Origin of the sequence: uncultured Amaricoccus sp. (genome assembly GCF_937891315.1) — a bacterium.
GTDB lineage: Bacteria > Pseudomonadota > Alphaproteobacteria > Rhodobacterales > Rhodobacteraceae > Amaricoccus.
The window spans coordinates 1-16,461 of record NZ_CALAGI010000133.1; the positions used below are offsets into that span (position 1 = coordinate 1).

18 protein-coding genes are annotated in these 16,461 nt (G+C 68.2%); 6 read left to right on the top strand and 12 right to left on the bottom strand.

Translation table 11 applies throughout. From position 1 onward, the window contains the following. The 3 genes from mce to Q0480_RS12430 all read left to right on the top strand — a co-directional run. Positions 1–295, top strand: a 295-nt coding sequence (gene mce, locus Q0480_RS12420; protein WP_299133385.1) for a methylmalonyl-CoA epimerase, incomplete at its 5' end; no start/stop codon positions are given. Further along, positions 292–555, top strand: coding sequence for a DUF1467 family protein (locus Q0480_RS12425; protein WP_299133387.1), 264 nt, complete (start codon positions 292–294; stop codon positions 553–555). The genes mce and Q0480_RS12425, both read left to right, overlap by 4 nt. A gap of 112 nt (positions 556–667) precedes the next feature. Then, entirely contained in the window at positions 668–808 is a 141-nt protein-coding gene (locus Q0480_RS12430) for a hypothetical protein (RefSeq protein WP_299133388.1), read from the top strand. Between the two features lie 81 nt (positions 809–889). On the opposite strand, the gene Q0480_RS12435 is transcribed toward Q0480_RS12430, so the two are convergent. The 4 genes from Q0480_RS12435 to Q0480_RS12450 all read right to left on the bottom strand — a co-directional run bounded on the left by Q0480_RS12435 (position 890) and on the right by Q0480_RS12450 (position 3,580). Next, on the bottom strand, positions 890–1,576 hold the full coding sequence (locus Q0480_RS12435) for an EI24 domain-containing protein (protein ID WP_299133421.1): 687 nt from the start codon (positions 1,574–1,576) through the stop codon (positions 890–892). A 2-nt stretch (positions 1,577–1,578) separates the two neighbouring features. Beyond that, complete coding sequence (locus tag Q0480_RS12440; protein ID WP_299133390.1) at positions 1,579–2,148, bottom strand: nitroreductase family protein; 570 nt, start codon at positions 2,146–2,148, stop codon at positions 1,579–1,581. A gap of 86 nt (positions 2,149–2,234) precedes the next feature. Further along, entirely contained in the window at positions 2,235–2,939 is a 705-nt protein-coding gene (locus Q0480_RS12445; protein WP_299133392.1) for a tyrosine-protein phosphatase, read from the bottom strand. Further along, complete coding sequence (locus Q0480_RS12450; protein ID WP_299133423.1) at positions 2,936–3,580, bottom strand: GNAT family protein; 645 nt, start codon at positions 3,578–3,580, stop codon at positions 2,936–2,938. The genes Q0480_RS12445 and Q0480_RS12450 overlap by 4 nt, the downstream gene beginning before the upstream one ends. A 198-nt stretch (positions 3,581–3,778) precedes the next feature. Between Q0480_RS12450 and Q0480_RS12455 the strand changes: the two genes are divergently transcribed. Continuing rightward, a complete protein-coding gene (locus Q0480_RS12455; RefSeq protein WP_299133393.1) occupies positions 3,779–4,453 on the top strand; it encodes an MT-A70 family methyltransferase in 675 nt (224 codons plus the stop codon). 310 nt (positions 4,454–4,763) lie between these two features. Here the strand turns inward: Q0480_RS12455 and Q0480_RS12460 are convergent, their stop codons facing one another. From Q0480_RS12460 to Q0480_RS12475, 4 genes are all read right to left on the bottom strand, one after another. After that, positions 4,764–5,291, bottom strand: a complete 528-nt coding sequence (locus tag Q0480_RS12460; RefSeq protein ID WP_299133395.1) for a DUF1993 family protein — start codon at positions 5,289–5,291, stop codon at positions 4,764–4,766. 1 nt (position 5,292) lies between these two features. Beyond that, positions 5,293–7,074: an aspartate--tRNA ligase gene (gene aspS / locus Q0480_RS12465; protein ID WP_299133396.1), complete on the bottom strand. Its 1,782-nt coding sequence runs from the start codon at positions 7,072–7,074 to the stop codon at positions 5,293–5,295. Between the two features lie 288 nt (positions 7,075–7,362). After that, positions 7,363–8,001 carry an aminotransferase class IV family protein gene (locus Q0480_RS12470; RefSeq protein ID WP_299133397.1) on the bottom strand — a complete coding sequence of 213 codons (639 nt, stop codon included), beginning with the start codon at positions 7,999–8,001 and terminating at the stop codon, positions 7,363–7,365. Next, positions 7,956–9,092: an aminodeoxychorismate synthase component I gene (locus tag Q0480_RS12475; RefSeq protein ID WP_299133399.1), complete on the bottom strand. Its 1,137-nt coding sequence runs from the start codon at positions 9,090–9,092 to the stop codon at positions 7,956–7,958. Before Q0480_RS12475 ends, Q0480_RS12470 begins: the two co-directional genes overlap by 46 nt. Before the next feature lie 462 nt (positions 9,093–9,554). Between Q0480_RS12475 and Q0480_RS12480 the strand changes: the two genes are divergently transcribed. Continuing rightward, positions 9,555–10,394 carry a DMT family transporter gene (locus Q0480_RS12480; protein ID WP_299133400.1) on the top strand — a complete coding sequence of 280 codons (840 nt, stop codon included), beginning with the start codon at positions 9,555–9,557 and terminating at the stop codon, positions 10,392–10,394. Between the two features lie 379 nt (positions 10,395–10,773). Here Q0480_RS12480 and Q0480_RS12485 read toward each other — a convergent pair whose 3' ends face one another. Next, a complete protein-coding gene (locus Q0480_RS12485; RefSeq protein ID WP_299133401.1) occupies positions 10,774–10,980 on the bottom strand; it encodes a hypothetical protein in 207 nt (68 codons plus the stop codon). A gap of 180 nt (positions 10,981–11,160) precedes the next feature. Between Q0480_RS12485 and carB the strand changes: the two genes are divergently transcribed. Beyond that, positions 11,161–14,463 (top strand): carbamoyl-phosphate synthase large subunit, encoded by a 3,303-nt coding sequence (carB, locus tag Q0480_RS12490; RefSeq protein ID WP_299133403.1) that lies wholly within the window; start codon positions 11,161–11,163, stop codon positions 14,461–14,463. Here the strand turns inward: carB and Q0480_RS12495 are convergent. The 3 genes from Q0480_RS12495 to Q0480_RS12505 all read right to left on the bottom strand — a co-directional run bounded on the left by Q0480_RS12495 (position 14,437) and on the right by Q0480_RS12505 (position 16,293). Then, positions 14,437–15,516: a hypothetical protein gene (locus Q0480_RS12495; RefSeq protein ID WP_299133404.1), complete on the bottom strand. Its 1,080-nt coding sequence runs from the start codon at positions 15,514–15,516 to the stop codon at positions 14,437–14,439. The two genes, carB and Q0480_RS12495, sit on opposite strands and share 27 nt — an antisense overlap. A gap of 97 nt (positions 15,517–15,613) precedes the next feature. Next, positions 15,614–15,814 (bottom strand): hypothetical protein, encoded by a 201-nt coding sequence (locus Q0480_RS12500; protein WP_299133405.1) that lies wholly within the window; start codon positions 15,812–15,814, stop codon positions 15,614–15,616. Positions 15,815–15,960: 146 nt separating this feature from the next. Next, the gene (locus Q0480_RS12505; protein WP_299133406.1) at positions 15,961–16,293 is read right to left on the bottom strand and encodes a BrnA antitoxin family protein; all 333 of its coding nucleotides are present in this window, start codon (positions 16,291–16,293) and stop codon (positions 15,961–15,963) included. Between the last annotated feature and the right edge of the window lie 168 nt (positions 16,294–16,461).

Genomic DNA, 16,461 nt, shown 5'->3' on the forward strand with positions numbered 1-16,461 from the left:
TGATCACGGCGTGACGGTGGTGTTCATCGACCTGCCGAACACCAAGATCGAGCTGCTCTATCCCTTGGGCGAAAACTCTCCGATCAAGGGGTTCCTTGAAAAGAACCCCTCGGGCGGCATTCACCATATCTGCTACGAGGTTGATGATATCCTTGCCGCGCGCGACCGGCTGAAGGCCGAAGGCGCCCGCGTACTGGGGACGGGAGAGCCGAAGATCGGCGCGCATGGCAAGCCGGTCCTGTTCCTGCATCCGCGCGACTTCTGCGGCACGCTGGTCGAGCTCGAACAGGCATGACGATCACCAGCATCGTCGTCGTCTTCTCCACCAGCTGGTTTCTCGCGCTGCTGGTGGCGCTGCCGATCGGCCTCCGCACCCAGAGCGAGGTGGGCGACGTGGTGCCGGGAACGCCGGGCTCGGCGCCTTCCGATCCGATGATCCGCAAGAAGGTGATCTGGGCGACGATCGCCGCGCTGGTCATCAGCGTTCCGATCTGCCTTCTCATCGCCTTCGGCGGGCTGACCGTCGCGGATCTCGATATCTGGGGCGTGATGTAGGACGGCGTGAGTCAGGGCGGACCGGCGGGACGCCGCCGTCACACAATCGCGCGTCGACTCCGATGCGATTCGTGCTAGGGTGAATCCGGGGTAAGTTTACGGAGGTCCGCCGATGGCGACATCTACGACACTGACGCTCCTTGCCACCGCGATGACGCTGCTGGGCTTCGCCGGCGCCGCGCTCGCCCAACGCGCGCACCGTCTGGCCGAACAGACAGCCGGGAAGCGCGCGGTCCGCCGGACGGACACCTGATCTGGAACCAGACCAAGGTTTTCCTCGTTCAGACTGGGGCTTCGGCCCCTTTATTTTTGTCCCGACCCCGGGACATCGCGCTCACGACGGCGCCAGCCGGTGATACTGGTGCGTGAAGACCGCGACGCCGAGAATCGGGATCACCAGATTGAGCAGCGGCACGGTCAGCGGCGCCGCCATCAGCGTACCGCCGAGCCAGAGCCGCCAGAAATGCCGCCGCGCCAGCGCCCGGGCCCCCTCCGGCCCCAGCCGGCGCATCGCCACAAGCTGGAAATATTCCCGCCCGAGCAGAAAGCCGTTCACCAGCACGAAAACCACCGGCGCCAGCGGCGGCGCGATGACATAGACCAGCAGCGCCCCGATATTCACCGCGATCACCAGCGCCATGAAGCGCAGCGAATCCGCCACCTGCTGCGACAGGCCGAGGGCGAACAGCGGCGGCAGGTTCGGATAGTGCCGCGCTTCGACCGCCGCCGCCACCTCGTCGAGGAAGAAGCCGACGACGCCCGCCGCCACCGGGACCATCAGCACCACCGACAGCGCCAGCATGACGCCGACGGCCGCCCAGGACACGAGATTGTCGACAAATCCGACCGTGCCGATCCAGGGCAGCGTCACCGTCTCGGGCAACAGCCAGCCGAGGCTCAGCATCGCCACCCAGAACACCAGCGCGAGCCCGGCCAGCGTCACGAGAACCGCCTGGAGCAGCACCCGCGAGAATCGCGGATCGCCCATCTGGCCCAGCGCCCGGCCGAAATCGACGATCAGCGTCACGCGTCGCGCCAGGTGGTCAGCGCGGCGATGTCCGGGCGGGGCCGGTCCGGCACCTCGCCGACCGCGCTGCCGATATGGATGAAACCGGCCAGCCACTCCTCGGGGCCGAGCCCGAGCGTCCCCTCCAGCAGACCGCGGTCATAGGCCGGCCAGCCGGTCAGCCAGTTCGCGCCCCAACCCCCGGCCAGCGCGGCGTTGAGCAGGCCGAGCGCGACGGCGCCGGTGGACAGGGTCTGCTCGATCGGCGGCGCCTTGTCGCTTTCCTTCGGACTGCCGACCACCGCGATCGCCACCGGCGCCTGCTCGAAGGCGAGCGCGCCTTTCTCGGGATCGGCGCCGGTCTCCGCCGCGCGCGCCCGGATCGCCTGCGCGAAGCGGCCAAGCCCGACGTCGCGCAGCACGATGAAGCGCCAGGGCTCCAGCTTGCCGTGATCGGGCACCCGCGCCGCCGCGGTCAGCAGCGGCTCGATCTCCGCCCGGTCCGGCGCCGGCAGACCGAGCAGCCGCGCCGGCCTCGACCGCCGGCTCAGCAGGAACGCGAGGACTTCCGGGGCGGGCGTGGCCATCAATTCTCTCCTTCGCGGTCAGCTTCCCCGCGCGAAGGCCAGATGTTCGCTTCCCCGCGCCCCGTCAAGTCCCCCCGCGCGCGCGGTCACTCCCGCGCCAGCAGCCGGTCGGTGACGAAGCCGCCCACCGCGCCGGCCTTGTAGCCCGCCATCAGCGCCTCGCGGTCGTAGCGCGTCGTCACCCAGTCGCGAAACGCCATCGGCGCCGCGGCCGTGTCGGCGGCGTAGCAATCGAGCAGATAGCTCAGCACCCCGGTTCCGCCGCCCCGCAGATGCAGGTAGCGCCAGGAGAGCTGCGCCTTCGCCTCGGCCACCGTCGCCCCCTTGCGCAGCAAGAGATAGAGCGCCGAGACAAAGCCCGCCCGGTCCGAGCCGGACTTGCAATGCAGAAACAGCGGCCGCTCGGCGCTCGCGAAGATCCGGTCGAGTTCGAGGATGGTCTCGACCCGCGGCAGATAGCGCGAATTCAACTTCAGGTCGATCAGCGCGATGCCGACCTCGCGGCAGGTCTCGCGTTCGAGCAGGTAGGAGCCCCATTCGGTCTCGCCGCGCAGGTTGAGGATGGTGCGGACCCCCTGCCCCGCCAGCTTGCGGATCGTCGCCGGATCCGGCTGGTTGCCGCGCCAGACGCCGGCGTCGATCTCATGCCGGTTGCGCCAGGCGAGGCGCAGCGCGCCATGATCGAAAACCATCATGTCGATCGCCGCCCCGCGCGCGGCGGCGGCGGTGCCGGGCCGCGCCAGCCAGCCGTCCTTCCAGCGCCGGTGCCAGACCTTCCAGGGCTTCCTCATCCTTCCGGGTCCGACGCCACCCGGCAGGGCGCCGTCAGCCCGCCGAGCGACCGCGCCTGCCGCCCTTCGGCGTCGAAATTGCCGTCGTCGAGCCAGGCCGCGTAGGCCGCCCTGAGGCAGGGCCAGTCCCGATCGATCATGGCGAACCAGGCGGTATCCCGGTTGCGCCCCTTCACCACCAGCGCCTGCCGGAACACGCCCTCGTAGGAAAAGCCGAAACGCTCCGCCGCGCGCCGGCTCGGCCGGTTCAGCGCATCGCATTTCCATTCGAACCGCCGATAGCCGGCGCCGAAGGCCCAGTCGGCGAGAAGATAGATCGCCTCGGTCGCCGCGCGGGTTCTTCGCAGGCCTGGGGACAGGCAGATATGCCCGACCTCGATCGTCCCCGCCTCGGGCGTGATCCGCATCAGGCTCATCACCCCGCCGGGCCGCCCGGTCGCAGGATCGATCACCGCGAAGAACAGGGGATCGTCCCGCCCCGCCACCTCCGCCACCCAGGCGCCATAGGCCGCCTCGTCGGCGAAGGGGCCATAGGGCAGATAGTCCCAGATCGCATCATCCACCCGGTTGGCGGCGTGGAGATCGGCGACATGACCCGAACCCAGCGGCTCCAGCCGGACAGCCCGCCCTTCGAGCACCATGGCCCGCGCGCGCGCCGGCGCCGTCCAGTTCTCCACCCGCCAGCCCAGCTCAACCATCGCCCGCCTCCCTGCCGCTGCGAACCTGCCACGCGCCGCTTTCCACCGCAACGGGCCGGCATTCCGGACGAGCGGCGCGACACGGCGGATCTTTTTCCTTTTTCCTTTGCTCCGCCACCCGCCCGGCCGCTACGCTTGGCCATGGCCCGCGACACCGCATCCGGGATCACCCCCGATGGCGCCCCCGATGGCGCCGGCGACGCCGCGCGCGACCTCGCCGCGACGCTCGCCGGGCGGCGCTTCGGCACCGTGCTCGCCGACCCGCCCTGGCGCTTTGCCAATCGCACCGGCAAGGTCGCGCCCGAGCATCGCCGCCTGTCGCGCTACGGCACGCTGACCCTCGCCGAGATCAGCGCGCTGCCCGTCGCCGACCATCTCGGCGAGACCGCCCATCTCTATCTCTGGGTGCCGAACGCGCTCCTGCCCGAGGGGCTCGCCGTGCTCGCCGCCTGGGGTTTCGCCTACAAGTCGAACATCGTCTGGCACAAGGTCCGGCGCGACGGCGGATCGGACGGGCGCGGCGTCGGCTTCTATTTCCGCAACGTCACCGAGTTGCTGCTCTTCGGCACCCGCGGCCGCGCCGCGCGAACCCTGGCCCCCGGCCGCCGTCAGGTGAACCTGCTCGCCAGCCGCAAGCGCGAGCATTCCCGCAAGCCGGACGAGCAATATTCCCTCATCGAATCCTGCAGTTCCGGCCCCTACCTCGAACTCTTCGGCCGCGGCCTCCGCCCCGGCTGGACGGTCTGGGGCAACCAGGCCAGCGAGGACTACCGCCCCGACTGGCCGACCTACGCCCATAATACCAGATCCGCCTGATCGAGATTTCTCCGCGGACCGCCCTGAGGGGGCGCCAGTGGCGCGCCCGCGGTTCGCGCGCCCGTAGCAAGCCCGCGGAGGGCGCGAGGGGTCCAGATTTCTCTGGAGCGTTGATATCGTAAGGGGCATGCCCGGCGTGACCGTTGAAAACGGTCATGCCCCGTCACGCCGAAGGCGTGCCTCCGGCACGACAGGGCATGCCCGTCACGATTTCGCGTAACCTCGAAATCGCGAAGCCAACGTCGCGCTACGCGAAGTCCGAGCGGGGAAGATCGCAGGCGAAGCAATCAACAAAATGCTGTAACTCGGCCTATCCGAAGGAAAACCCCTCGGGATAGATGTGCCGTCCGTCGAAATCGGCCTTGCCGAGCGGGGCGCCGGCCTGTTTCAGCGCCACATGCGCCATCGCATGATGGAAATAGAGGTTCGGCAGGCCGAATTCGTTCAGGAACATCTCCGCCGGCAGCTCCAGATCGGCGAGGCCCGCCTGCGCCCGGATCACCCGTCGCCCCGAATGGGTGAATTCCTCCGGCCCCAAAGCCTCCAGCAAGGCCCGCGCCCCGGCGATCCGCGCGTGAAGCCCCGGTCCGTCCATCGCATCGCGCAACTCCGGCACCCGCCGGCCGACCAGCGGATAGGCGATGCGCAGCGTGAATTGCGTCGCCGTCGCCACCTGCCGCGCCACCGGCATCATCCCCACCGCCGGCCGGGCATTGAGCGCCTCGGCGAAGCGATCGCCCAGCCGCGCCTCGGCCCGCGCCAGCTCCCCGCCAAGCCGCCCCAGCACCCCGACAAACACCGGCACCGTGGCCCGGTAGAAGGGCGGCTGCGCCGGCATCTCAGCCCTTCGGCGCGAGGCGCAGCCCGAGGTCGCGCAGCTGCTCCCCCGTCGCCTCGCTCGGCGCGCCCATCATCAGATCCTCCGCCCGCTGGTTCATCGGGTACATGATGACTTCGCGGATGTTCTCCGCACCGGCCAGCAGCATGACGATCCGGTCCACCCCCGGCGCGATGCCGGCGTGCGGCGGGGCGCCGTAGCGGAAGGCCGAGAGCATGCCGCCGAAATGCGCGTCCACATGCTCCTTCGAATAGCCGACGATCTCGAAGGCCTTGTACATGATCTCCGGCTTGTGGTTCCGCACCGCGCCGCTTGAGAGCTCGATACCGTTGCAGACGATATCATACTGATATCCCAGCACATCGAGCGCATCCCGCGTCTCCAGCGCCTCCAAGCCGCCCTGCGGCATCGAGAAGGGATTGTGGCTGAAATCGAGCTTGCCGCTATCCTCGTCCCGCTCGTACATCGGGAAATCGACGATCCAGGCGAAGTCGAACCGATCCTCGACGGTCAGGCCAAGCTCCTTGCCGATGACATTCCGCGCCTTGCCGGCGACCGGCTGGAACTTGCCGGGCTTGCCGCCGAGGAAAAACGCGGCGTCGCCCTCGCTCAGCCCCAACTGAAGCCGGATCGCCTCGGTCCGCTCCGGACCGATGTTCTTCGCCAGCGGCCCCGCGGCCTCCATCGCTCCGTCATCGCCCTTGCGCCAGAAGATATAACCCATCCCCGGCAGGCCCTCGCCCTGGGCGAAGGCGTTCATCCGGTCGCAGAACTTGCGCGACCCGCCGCCGGGCGCCGGAATGGCGCGGACCTCGTTGCCCGGCTGTTCCAGCAGGGATGCGAAGACCTTGAAGCCTGAGCCCGCGAAATGCTCGCTCACCACCTGCATCCGGATCGGGTTGCGCAGGTCGGGCTTGTCGGACCCGTACCACAGCATCGCGTCGCGATAGGCGATGCGCGGGAACGCGTGCGTCACCGGGCGCCCGCCCCCGAACGCCTCGAAGACGCCGCGCATCACCGGCTCGATCGCCTGGAACACATCCTCCTGGGTGACGAAGCTCATCTCCACATCGAGCTGGTAGAACTCGCCGGGCGAGCGGTCGGCGCGCGGATCCTCGTCGCGAAAGCAGGGCGCGATCTGGAAATAGCGGTCGAAGCCCGCGATCATCGTCAGCTGCTTGAACTGCTGCGGCGCCTGCGGCAGCGCGTAGAACTTGCCCGGATGCAGGCGGCTCGGCACCAGGAAATCCCGCGCGCCCTCGGGCGAGGAGGCGGTCAGGATCGGGGTCTGGAACTCGGTGAATCCTTGCGCGCGCATCGCATCGCGCAAATAGGCGATCACCCCGGAGCGCATCATGATATTGGCATGCAGGCTCTCGCGGCGCAGGTCGAGGAAGCGGTATTTCAGCCGGGTCTCCTCGGGGAACTCGGCCTCGCCGAACACCTGCAGCGGCAGTTCCTCGGCGACGGACAGCACCTCGACCTCGCGGGCATAGACCTCGATCTCGCCGGTGGCGATCTTCGGGTTCACCAGCGCGGCGTCGCGGGCCTTGACCGTGCCGTCGACCCGGATCACCCATTCGGCGCGGACCTTGTCCAGCGCCGCGAAGGCGGGGCTGTCGCCGTCGCAGATCACCTGGGTGATGCCGTAATGGTCGCGCAGGTCGATGAACAGCACCCCGCCATGGTCGCGCACCCGATGCACCCAGCCCGACAGCCGCGCGGTCGCGCCGACATCGGCGGACGTCAGGGCGGCGCAGGTATGGGTGCGATAGGCGTGCATCGTCTGGCTCCTCCGGATCTTCGCGCGGATACACTCCGCGGCCCCGCCGAAGTCAACCCCGCGCCCCGGCGCGCGCCGCTTCCCCTCACGATCTCGACCGTCGGCGAGATCGTGACGGTCATGCCCTGCCGGGGGCATGACCGTCTGCGACGGTCAAGCCGGGCATGCCCGTCCCGATTTGCACGCTCCGGAGAAATCTTCACCCCTCGCGCCCTCCGGAAGTTTCCTCCGGCCGCGCGACCGCCGCGACCTGCCCCCGGCAGGTCGGCAAGAGGCGGCCGCTGAAATCTAGACCAGCCGCGCCGCGCAGAGGCCGCGCAGCGAATTGCCGAGGAACAGCCGCCCGCGCCCCAGATCCGCGCGGGTCAGCACCGCCTCGCGCGCCCGGCCCTCGCGCAGCAGCTTCTCGCGCAGCACGCCGGGCAGCAGGCCGCAGGCGAGCCGCGGCGTCAGATAGATGTCACCGACCTTCAGGAAGACGTTGAAGATCGTCCCCTCGCAGATCTCGCCGCGCCGGTTCAGGAACAGCATCTCATGCACGCCCCTCGGCAGGCCCGCCCGCGCGGTATCGTAGCGGGCGCGCATCGTGGTCTTGACCCTGAGCCAGGGATCGGCTGGATCGAGCCGCTCCTCCGCGATCCGCGCGATCCAGATATCCGGCCCGGCGACGAAGGGTTCCGCCGTCGCCGCCGCCCGCCCGTCCGGCGCCAGCGTCAGCCGGACCCGCGCCGGCGCCTCGCCCCGCGCGACATCGGCGAGCGCGGCCTGAACCTCCTCCGGCGCGAAGCGGATGCCGAACACCCGCGCCGTGCGCTCCAGCCGCGCGAGATGCAGGTCGAGATCGAGAAAACCCGGGTTCCGCCGCCAGGCCATGGTCTCGATCAGCCGGAAATCCGCCGGGAGAGGTCGGTGAAGCGCGCTTTCCACAGGGCCTCCTCGTATTCGGCGCGGGCGGTCGAATCCGCGACGATGCCACCGCCGACATTCAGCACCGCCGCGCCGCCGGGATAAAGCGCCAGCGTGCGGATCGCGACATTGAAGGCCGCGCGCCCGTCCGGTCCCGCCCAGCCGATCGCCCCGCAATAGGCGTCGCGCGGCCAGGGTTCGAGCGCGCGGATGATCTCCATCGCCCGCACCTTCGGCGCCCCGGTCACCGAGCCGCAGGGAAAGAGCGCCCGGAGCAGCGTCGAGAGCGGCGTCCCCGGGATCAGCCGACCCGTGACCCGGCTCACCATCTGATGCACCGTCGCATAGCTCTCCACCCGGTAAAGCTCCGGCACCTCGACCGAGCCGAGCGTCGCCACCCGCGATATGTCGTTGCGAAGAAGATCAACGATCATCAGGTTTTCCGCGCGGTTCTTCACATCCACGGCGAGCGCGTCGCGCAAGGCGAGGTCGCGGGCGCGCACCGGATCGCGCGGCGCGGTGCCCTTCATCGGCCGGGCCTCGACGCCGCCGGTCCCGTCGAGCGCGAAAAACAGTTCCGGCGAGCGCGAGATCAGCGCCACCTCGTCGAGCGCCACCAGCGCGCCATGTCCGACCGGCTGACCCGCCGCCAGCGCCGCCCCGAGCGCCCCGGGATCGCCGGACCAGCGGGCATCCATCGGCAGGGTCAGGTTCGCCTGATAGATATCGCCCGCGCGGATATAATCCGCCACCCGCTCATAGGCCCGGCGATAATCCTCGAAGCCCCAGCGCGGTTCCGGCGGCGACAGCGCGCCGCCCGGCCTCCGCGCCTCGACCGGTCCCGGTCCTTCGGGGAACACGCCGAACAGCATCAGCGGCGTCCGCCGACCCTCCGGCATCAGCGGCGCGAGCCGCGGCTCCAGCGCGTAGCCGAGTTCATAGGAAGCGAACCCCGCGACCCATTCCCCGGCCGCCAGCGCCGCGTCGAGGGCGCTCAGCGCCGCCGGCACCTCCGCCGGTTCCCGCGCCGCGATCCGCCGCGCCGGTCGCGCGAACCGCGCCGGCGCGCCGCCCGGCCCATCGTCGATCTCGATGAACGGCGCCCCCGTCATCCGCGCCGCGCCCGATCCACCCGATCCGGCCGCCGCGCGCGCGCGCGCCGGCCGGCTTCCTCGAGCCCCGATCCGACCGACCACGCACGACACGCCACCTTGCGACCTCTTCCCCCGCCGGCTTCCGCCGCCTGATGGTCCCGCCCCTCGCCCTTTGTCAACGCCGCCGCTCGCCGGCCTCGCGGCGCATCTGGTTCGCGCCCGCTTCCCTCCACGAACTCGACCGCCGGCGGGATCGTGACGGTCAAGCCGGGCACACCCGCCCCGATTCAGCCGTCCCGAAGAAATCCCCGCCCCTCGCGCCCTCCGCGAGCTTGCTCCGGACGCGCGAACCGCCGACGCGCCACTGGCGCCCCCTGAGATCGGTCCGCGGGAACATCTCGATCCGGACCAATCAAACGGATCTGGTATAAGAGGCGGAACGCCGCGCGGGCCGATCCGCCGGATCCGCGAGGGAACCCCATGCCGCTTTCGGTCTTTCTCGCCGTCCTGCTCGGCGCCGCGCTTCACGCCAGTTGGAACGCCATCGTCAAGGGTGGCGACGACAAGCTCCTGACCACCATCCTCATCGCCGCCGCCTCCAGCCTCATCGCGGCGCTGGCGCTGCCGTTCCTGTCGATGCCCGCCCGCGCGAGCTGGCCCTACCTCGCCGCCTCGACCGTGGCGCAGGTGATCTATTTCACGCTGGTCGCCAGCGCCTACCGCGCCCAGGACATGAGTCTGGCCTATCCGCTGATGCGCGGCACCGCGCCGGTGCTGGTCGCGCTGGTCGGGGTGCTCTGGCTCGGCGAACATCTGTCGCCCGCCGCCTGGACCGGTGTCGCACTGGTGTCCGGCGGCGTGCTCGCCATGGGCGCCGCCGCCCGCCGCGCCGGTGGCGGCCGCGCCGGCACGATCATCGCACTGGCCAACGCCGGCGTCATCGCGACCTATACGCTGATCGACGGCGCCGGCGTCCGCCTGTCCGGCGCCCCGGTCAGCTACGCCATGTGGCTTTTCCTGCTGAACGGGGTGCCGCTCGTGCTCTGGGCCGTCGTGACCCGCCCCCGCGCGCTCCGCGCCTATGCGCGCCGCAATCTCGGCCGCGGTCTCGTCGGCGGCGTCGGCAATCTCGGCTCCTACGGGCTCGCCCTCTGGGCGATGACCGGCGCGCCGGTGGCGGTGGTCGCCGCCCTGCGCGAAACCTCGATCCTCTTCGGCCTCGCCATCGCCGGGCTGATCCTGCGCGAGCCCGTCGGCCGCGGCCGCGTGCTCGCCGCCGCGCTGATCGCCCTCGGCGCGGTCAGCCTCCGCCTCGCCTGAGACTGTCCGGGACTTCGGCCGGTCGGTCCGGGACGGGATTTTCGGGATCCCGCCGCGTCAAAGCCCCGCCGGACCGACCCGCGGAGTCTTCAAACAGTCTCCTGACGCGCCCGCCCCTCCCCTCCACGATCTCGACCGTCGGCGAGATCGTGACGGTCATGCCCTGCCGGGGGCATGACCGTCTGCGACGGTCAAGCCGGGCACGACCGTCCCGATTTGCACACTCCGGAGAAATCTTCCCCCCTCGCGCCCTCCGGAGGTTTCCTCCGGGCGCGCGTCCGCCGCGACCTGCCCCCGGCAGGTCGGCAAGAGGCGGCCGCTGAAATCTCCAGGAGACGGCTTCGGAATTCGGCCGGTCGTTCCGCCCCGCCGCCCCGGCTCAGCGCAGGCGTCGCACCCCCGCGAGCAGCACGACCGACCCGATCCGCGGCAACCCGGCCGGCGGCGAGGGAACCGGCGCGACCTCGCGCTTCAACTCGAACTGGGCGGCGGCCCGTCCGTCGCCGGCGCCCCCGAGCGCGCGCGCGGGCCGCGCGCCGAGCCGGTGGCGTTCCGCCCCGACGGACAACGGCGACGGATGGCGCATGAGACCAACACCGCCGCGGGGGACACGGGGCGCGCGCGAGCGCCGCGCGCCGGCCGCGCCGGGCTTATGCGCTTGCCTCCCCCGGGTCGCCCTCTATAACCACGGCGATTTGCTGAGCTCAGGCGAATCCCAATCACCGGCGTCCCCCAGGGCGCCGGGCCGAACCGCAAGGCCGCGCACATGCCGAAGAGAACCGACATCCGCTCGATCATGATCATCGGCGCGGGGCCGATCGTCATCGGCCAGGCCTGCGAATTCGACTATTCCGGCGTGCAGGCCTGCAAGGCTTTGCGCGAGGAGGGCTACCGCGTCATCCTCGTCAATTCCAACCCGGCCACCATCATGACCGACCCGGAGATGGCCGACGCCACCTATATCGAGCCGATCACCCCCGAAATGGTGGCGAAGATCATCGAGAAGGAACGCCCCGACGCGCTCCTGCCCACCATGGGCGGCCAGACCGGCCTCAATACCGCCCTCGCCCTCGCCGACATGGGCGTCCTCGACAGGTTCGGCGTCGAGCTGATCGGCGCCAAGCGCGAGGCAATCGAGATGGCCGAGGACCGCAAGCTCTTCCGCGAGGCGATGGACCGCATCGGGCTCGAGAACCCCAAGGCCACCATCGTCACCAACATGGCGCAAGCGATGGACGCCATCGAATACGTCGGCCTGCCCGCGATCATCCGCCCCGCCTTCACCCTCGGCGGCACCGGCGGCGGCGTCGCCTACAACCGCGAGGACTATGAGCGCATCTGCAAGACCGGACTCGACGCCTCGCCGGTCTCCCAGATCCTGATCGACGAGTCGCTGCTCGGCTGGAAGGAATTCGAGATGGAGGTGGTCCGCGACAAGGCGGACAACTGCATCATCGTCTGTTCCATCGAGAATATCGACCCGATGGGCGTCCATACCGGCGACTCGATCACCGTCGCCCCGGCGCTGACGCTGACCGACAAGGAATATCAGGTCATGCGCAACGCCTCGATCGCGGTGCTGCGCGAGATCGGGGTGGAGACCGGCGGCTCCAACGTCCAGTTCGCCGTCCATCCCGACACCGGGCGGTTGATCGTCATCGAGATGAACCCGCGCGTCTCGCGCTCCTCGGCGCTGGCGTCGAAGGCCACCGGCTTTCCGATCGCCAAGATCGCGGCCAAACTCGCCGTCGGCTACACGCTCGACGAACTCGACAACGACATCACGCAAGTCACCCCCGCCTCCTTCGAGCCGACCATCGACTATGTCGTCACCAAGATCCCGCGCTTTGCCTTCGAGAAGTTCCCCGGCGCCGAGCCGCTGCTGACCACCGCGATGAAATCGGTCGGCGAGGCGATGGCGATCGGCCGCAGCTTCCATGAATCCCTGCAGAAGGCGCTCTGCAGCCTCGAGACCGGCCTGACCGGCCTCGACGAAATCGACATCCCCGGCGCCGACGGACCCGACGCCGCCGCCTCGATCGTCAAGGCGCTCTCGGCCCAGACCCCCGACCGGCTGCGCCTCGCCGCCCAGGCGATGCGCCTCGGGCTTTCGGACGATGCGATCCATGCCTCGACCCGCTTCGACCCCTGGTTCCTCGCGCGCATCCGCGAGATCGTCGAGGAGGAGGAGCGCGTCCGCGCCGCCGGCCTGCCCGCCACCGCCGCCGGCCTGCGCCGCCTGAAGATGATGGGCTTCTCCGACGCGCGCCTCGCCAAACTGACCGGCCGCGCCGAGGCTTCGGTCCGCGCCGACCGCCAGCGGCTCGGCATCCGCGCCGTCTTCAAGCGCATCGACACCTGCGGCGCCGAGTTCGAGGCCCAGACGCCCTACATGTACTCGACCTACGAGGCCGAGCATGACGGCTATACCGAGGACGAATCCCGCCCCACCGGCGCCCGCAAGGTCGTCATCCTCGGCGGCGGCCCGAACCGCATCGGCCAGGGCATCGAGTTCGACTATTGCTGCTGCCACGCCTGTTTCGCGCTGACCAAGGCCGGCTACGAGACGATCATGGTCAATTGCAATCCCGAGACCGTCTCCACCGACTACGACACCTCCGACCGGCTCTATTTCGAACCGCTCACCCTCGAACATGTGCTCGAAATCCTCCGCGTCGAGCAGGAGAACGGCACGCTGCACGGCGTCATCGTCCAGTTCGGCGGCCAGACGCCGCTGAAACTCGCCAACGCGCTGCACGACGCCGGCATCCCGATCCTCGGCACCACGCCCGACGCCATCGACCTCGCCGAGGACCGCGAGCGCTTCCAGCAACTGCTGCGCCGGCTCGACCTCCGCCAGCCGCGCAACGGCATCGCCCGCTCGCCCGAACAGGCGCATGCCGTGGCCCGCGAGCTCGGCTTCCCGCTGGTCATCCGCCCCAGCTACGTGCTCGGCGGCCGGGCGATGGAGATCGTGCGCGACGAGGGCCAGCTCACCCGCTACATCCGCGAGGCGGTCAATGTCTCGGGCGACACCCCGGTCCTGCTCGACAGCTACCTCTCCAATGCGACCGAGGTCGATGTCGATGCGATTTGCGACGGGAGCGCGGTGCATATCGCCGGCGTCATGGAACATATCGAGGAGGCCGGCGTCCATTCCGGCGACAGCGCCTGCTCGATCCCGCCCTATTCGCTCAGCCCCTCGATCATCGCCCGGATCGAGGAACAGACCCGCGCCATGGCGCTCGCCCTCGGCGTCGTCGGCCTGATGAACGTGCAATTCGCGATCCAGGGCGAGGATATCTACGTCCTCGAAGTGAACCCGCGCGCCAGCCGCACCGTCCCCTTCGTCGCCAAGGCCACCGACAGCGCCATCGCCGCCATCGCCGCCCGCGTCATGGCCGGCGAGCCGCTGTCGAACTTCCCCGCGCGCGCGCCCTACCCCGCCGGCGTCGGACCCGACGATCCCCTGCCTTACGCCGACCCGCTGACCCTGGCCGACCCCGCCATGCCCTGGTTCTCGGTCAAGGAGGCGGTGATGCCCTTCAACCGCTTCCCCGGCGTCGACACGCTGCTCGGCCCCGAAATGCGCTCGACCGGCGAGGTCATGGGCTGGGACCGCAGCTTCCCCCGCGCCTTCCTCAAGGCCCAGATGGGCGCCGGCACCGCCTTGCCCACCACCGGAACCCTCTTCGTCTCGGTCAAGGACGCCGACAAGACCGAGGTGCTGATCGAGGCCACCCGCCTCCTCCACACCCTCGGCTTCAAGGTGCTGGCCACCGCCGGCACCGCGAAATTCCTGACCGAGCAAGGCATCCCGACCACCCGCGTGAACAAGGTCTACGAGGGCCGCCCGCACATCGTCGACACAATGAAGGACGGCGGCGTCCAGATCGTCTTCAACACCACCGAAGGCAAGCAATCGATCAACGACAGCCGCGCGATCAGGGCGCTGACCCTCTCAGGCAAGATCCCCTACTACACCACCGCCGCCGGCGCGCGAGCGGCGGCGCTGGCTATGCAGGACAGGCTGGAGGGGGATTTAAGGGTCAGATCCCTGCAGGGGTGATTGCGGCCGAGTTACATGCTTATGGAGGGCGTCGATCGCCGATAACTTGGCGTGCGCGCCCTTTATAGCTTGTGATCCAATTTCAATTCTTGCGCCGACTGCATCCAGATCAGCCAATAACCGGATCCTGCGAACGTCCAGTTCTCCACGGTCTTTGACCCTCTGCACTTCGGCGGAGATCCTATTGAGTTCCGTTTCTGCGTCGTCAATCTCAAGTCGATTTTGGATAACTATCTGCTTTTGGGTTTGAATATAGCTACTCAACCATTCCTTAGAGCCGATGGATTTTGGTCCAAATTCGCTTACTATATCCTTAATGATAAGGGCGTCCTGCAGCCCAACCGACATTAAATATCTTGGCAAGGCTTCTCGGCTACTCGGCGCGCCAATCCTATCTTCTTCAAACTCAGCTTCTTGAATCTGCGGATCACCCACGACCTTCATGAGCGCTTGAGTCGCCTCAGCCCTGAGACTGTCGAATTCATCATCGACCAAATCGAGCATAGCGGCGACCCGTGCGAATCGCCGCGTGAAAATCTCAGGCCTGTCCAGTTCTTTCTTGTACTGCAGGCTATGCTCGATAGCTGCCCAAATGTGCTGAAGTGCACTTCGGACTTGGATCTCCGCTTTGTGGCCGGCTAAATAAATGTTGGAAGGCTCTTTTAACGTTACAACAAAGTGACGCGAGCTATACCCAAATGCCGTAGGGTCCGACGGCTGATCGTGCCTAGCCGAGTTTACCTCGTCAATGACAAAGGCACCCCTGATGACCTGCTCAATGGCGTCTATGTCAATGCGATAGTTAGATACCACCCTACAACCACTGACATCAGTCGACTGCGTGAGGGGATCTGTGTATCGCTTTCTACCACACTTCTTGATAAAACTATCTTCTTCTTTGGTCCTCGCTTCAATTTGGTATACAATCAAGCCGGCAGCTTGAATGGCATTGCGCAAAGTAAGTTCGATTTCTCTGGTTAGAGACTGAAAGATCGTCTTCTTGGCCCTGAAGGCGTCCCTAAGACCCTGTTCCATATCTGGGTTGATCGGCATCCTATTGCTGTACCGGCCGGGTGGTTACTGCGCAACCCAACCCGCCCCGCCACCCGTAGGGCGGACCTCGGTCCGCCTCCTCGCGGTCCGCCGCCCCTTACCGCTCCGTCTCGAGCTTTTCGATCCGCTCCTCATGATCGTGCGACCGCCCCGCGAGCAGCGTCAGGATATGCGTCACCCCGTCAATGCGCAGGTTCACATTCGCAAACTCGTCACGGACTTCCGCGAACCCCGCGCGCATTTCCTCGCGCATCTCCTGCAACAATCGGATCGTATGGTTCTCAGGCTCATCGACCATCGGGGCACATCTCCTTCTCCGAAAATACTTCTTCCGCCGCGATCTTTCCACCCAAAGCTTTCACAAGCCTTCCCCCGACCAACCGTAGGGCGGACCTCGGTCCGCCTCTTCGTTGTCCGCCTCCTCGCCCCCGCCCCCCACCGCCCTCAGATCGGATCGCCCTTCCAATCCCGGTCGCCCGCCACCTCGATCTCCTTCGACACCACCGCCAGCATATAGGCGCGCAGCACCGCGTTCATCCGCGCCTGATAGCCCTGGCCGAGCGAGCGGTACCAGCGCGCCACGTCCGCGTCATAGCCGGCGGTCAGCCGCACCTTCCTCGGCTTCGTCGGGGTCTTCGCGGCGATCTCGTACCAGTCGCGCGGGATCGCCGCCCGCTTCAGCCGGTCCCGCCGGTTCCAGTCCTCCAGCTCCGCGATATGGGCCAGCATTTCGGCATAGCTCCGCTCCTGCCGCTTGGTGCGTTTGCGCTCGGTCATGAAAACTTCCGGAAATCCGTGAAGCCCCGACCCTGCCACGAACTGGTTAACCGGTGCCGAACGGCCGGAATCGTACCGATGTTCGGTGCATGCTCCGTGCATGGCGCGTGCATCACTATTTCCGAGCCATTCCAGAGTGTTGACGCCGAACTTCAACCATCGCGCTAG

What these genes read in the sequence shown, in the direction of transcription:
- Q0480_RS12455 (WP_299133393.1), top strand. Translation starts at nt 3,779, where the DNA reads ATGGCCCGCGACACCGCATCCGGGATCACCCCCGATGGCGCCCCCGAT.
- Q0480_RS12450 (WP_299133423.1), bottom strand. Translation starts at nt 3,580, where the DNA reads ATGGTGCTCGAAGGGCGGGCTGTCCGGCTGGAGCCGCTGGGTTCGGGT.
- Q0480_RS12440 (WP_299133390.1), bottom strand. Translation starts at nt 2,148, where the DNA reads ATGGCCACGCCCGCCCCGGAAGTCCTCGCGTTCCTGCTGAGCCGGCGG.
- Q0480_RS12480 (WP_299133400.1), top strand. Translation starts at nt 9,555, where the DNA reads ATGCCGCTTTCGGTCTTTCTCGCCGTCCTGCTCGGCGCCGCGCTTCAC.
- Q0480_RS12460 (WP_299133395.1), bottom strand. Translation starts at nt 5,291, where the DNA reads ATGCCGGCGCAGCCGCCCTTCTACCGGGCCACGGTGCCGGTGTTTGTC.
- Q0480_RS12495 (WP_299133404.1), bottom strand. Translation starts at nt 15,516, where the DNA reads ATGCCGATCAACCCAGATATGGAACAGGGTCTTAGGGACGCCTTCAGG.
- carB (WP_299133403.1), top strand. Translation starts at nt 11,161, where the DNA reads ATGCCGAAGAGAACCGACATCCGCTCGATCATGATCATCGGCGCGGGG.
- Q0480_RS12505 (WP_299133406.1), bottom strand. Translation starts at nt 16,293, where the DNA reads ATGACCGAGCGCAAACGCACCAAGCGGCAGGAGCGGAGCTATGCCGAA.
- aspS (WP_299133396.1), bottom strand. Translation starts at nt 7,074, where the DNA reads ATGCACGCCTATCGCACCCATACCTGCGCCGCCCTGACGTCCGCCGAT.
- Q0480_RS12430 (WP_299133388.1), top strand. Translation starts at nt 668, where the DNA reads ATGGCGACATCTACGACACTGACGCTCCTTGCCACCGCGATGACGCTG.
- Q0480_RS12445 (WP_299133392.1), bottom strand. Translation starts at nt 2,939, where the DNA reads ATGAGGAAGCCCTGGAAGGTCTGGCACCGGCGCTGGAAGGACGGCTGG.
- Q0480_RS12500 (WP_299133405.1), bottom strand. Translation starts at nt 15,814, where the DNA reads ATGGTCGATGAGCCTGAGAACCATACGATCCGATTGTTGCAGGAGATG.
- Q0480_RS12475 (WP_299133399.1), bottom strand. Translation starts at nt 9,092, where the DNA reads ATGACGGGGGCGCCGTTCATCGAGATCGACGATGGGCCGGGCGGCGCG.
- Q0480_RS12425 (WP_299133387.1), top strand. Translation starts at nt 292, where the DNA reads ATGACGATCACCAGCATCGTCGTCGTCTTCTCCACCAGCTGGTTTCTC.
- Q0480_RS12485 (WP_299133401.1), bottom strand. Translation starts at nt 10,980, where the DNA reads ATGCGCCATCCGTCGCCGTTGTCCGTCGGGGCGGAACGCCACCGGCTC.